General features: G+C 57.1%; 2 protein-coding genes. One reads left to right on the top strand and one right to left on the bottom strand.

Translation table 11 applies throughout. The annotated features are described in order from the left end of the window. The first annotated feature begins 147 nt into the window (after positions 1 to 147). Complete coding sequence (locus tag JV201_RS04455) at positions 148 to 408, top strand: YebG family protein (RefSeq protein WP_003212789.1); 261 nt, start codon at positions 148 to 150, stop codon at positions 406 to 408. A 100-nt stretch (positions 409 to 508) separates the two neighbouring features. Here the strand turns inward: JV201_RS04455 and JV201_RS04450 are convergent, their stop codons facing one another. Continuing rightward, positions 509 to 1,234, bottom strand: a complete 726-nt coding sequence (locus JV201_RS04450; protein ID WP_219406565.1) for a dienelactone hydrolase family protein — start codon at positions 1,232 to 1,234, stop codon at positions 509 to 511. Positions 1,235 to 1,243: the final 9 nt, after the last annotated feature.

Raw genomic sequence — 1,243 nt, 5'->3', positions numbered from 1 at the left:
CCAACTACATTAAAAAGCCACTACCCAAAGCCCATGGATTGGCTTATGCTTTTAGCTGTATATAAATACAGTAGTCGCAAAAACGCTTGGCGACACTCGAACCAAGGGCAACTCCCTTCAATACTGCACCGATGACGAGGCCGAAAAATGGCTGTTGAAACCCTGTATCGCAGTACCCGTGACCTGGAGACTACATTCGTGGATCGCAAACTTGCCGACGCACACGACCAGATGCTTGAACTGGCAGAGTCCCTGATGGAAGTGCTGTTGAAAAACGTCGAAGGCTTGAGCGAGAAGCAGGCTGAAGATGCCGGTATTTTCATGGCCAAGAACCGCGCGGCGTTTGCGGCGGCGTTCAAGAACAATGCGAGTGCATTGGCGGAGATTGGGCAGCCAGCGGCTGAGTGATGCATTGCCAGTAGTGGCGAAAGGGCTTGCTGTGGCCGAGGGAGCTTGCTTTGAGCAAGCTCCCTCGCCACAGGTTATGCGTTGATGCCTTTCACATGTGTCATGCCTGCCACAAGGTCTTGCCAAAGAACGTCAGCGTCCGGTCCCACGCCAGTTGCGACCAAGCGGCATCGTATTGCGTGTCCGCGATACGGCCATCACCAATCGCTGTCTCGTTGGCAAACGCATGGCGCGCCAGGTAGCGATGGAACGTCGCGTCCACACCCGCCGCATGCAGTTTCGACTCCAGCTCCGCCACGGTGTCGATGTTGAAGAAGGCATCCTGTGTGCCCCAGTGCCCAATCAGTGGCGCCTTGATCTTCGAAGCATCCAGGTATTCCAGCGGCGGGAAGCCGTACCACACCACGCCCGCCGCCACTTCCGGAATTGCGTTCAGCGCCAGCAACGTCAACGCCCCACCCATGCAATAACCGGTCACGCCGACTTTTTTCGAATCTGCCTGCAAGTACTGCACGGCGCCCTTGATGTCCTGAGAAACCGCATCACCAAAATCCAGGCCATCCATCAAGTGATGGGCTTCCTCCTCTTCTACCGTGGATGCACCGCGATAAAGGTCCGGCACCAGCACCCGGTAGCCGCATTCGGCCAGTCTATTGGCCACGCCCTTGATCTGGTCGTTAAGGCCCCACCACTCCTGGATCACCACAATTGCTGGCGCACCTTCGAGTACCGCCGAGCTGGCCAAGTAGCCGTTGACGTCAGCGCCATCCGGGCGTTTGAAGGTGATCATGCGCCCGCTGGAGCGCCCTGCTGTTTGTTTGGACATGCCAACCTC

It is taken from the genome of Pseudomonas sp. Colony2 (assembly GCF_019382755.1).
In the GTDB taxonomy this organism is placed as follows: Bacteria; Pseudomonadota; Gammaproteobacteria; order Pseudomonadales; family Pseudomonadaceae; genus Aquipseudomonas.
Note: the sequence above shows the minus strand (reverse complement) of the source record. Positions and strands in the feature narration are given on the sequence as shown.